We start from the raw sequence: 234 nt of genomic DNA on the forward strand, positions 1-234 counted from the left end.
TCCGTGACGCTCGACAAAAAAGCAGTGCTCCACGATGTCGGCCTGCAGGTCCGGACAGGGGAGCTCGTCGGCCTGATCGGCCCGAACGGGAGCGGGAAGTCGACGCTGTTGAAGAGCATCTACCGCGTGCTGAAGCCGGACGCCGGGCTGATCTCGCTGGACGGCGATGATCTCTACCGGCTGTCGCCGCAGCAGGCGGCCCGGCGGATGGCCGTGGTGCGCCAGGAGTCTTCG

General features: G+C 67.1%; 1 protein-coding gene. It reads left to right on the plus strand.

The window, feature by feature from the left end:
• Positions 1-234: ATP-binding cassette domain-containing protein (locus LD028_RS09470; protein ID WP_237811671.1), on the plus strand; the 234-nt coding region annotated here is incomplete at both ends.

The organism is Anoxybacillus sp. LAT27 (assembly GCF_022030075.1).
Classification (GTDB): domain Bacteria; phylum Bacillota; class Bacilli; order Bacillales; family Anoxybacillaceae; genus Anoxybacillus; species Anoxybacillus kestanbolensis.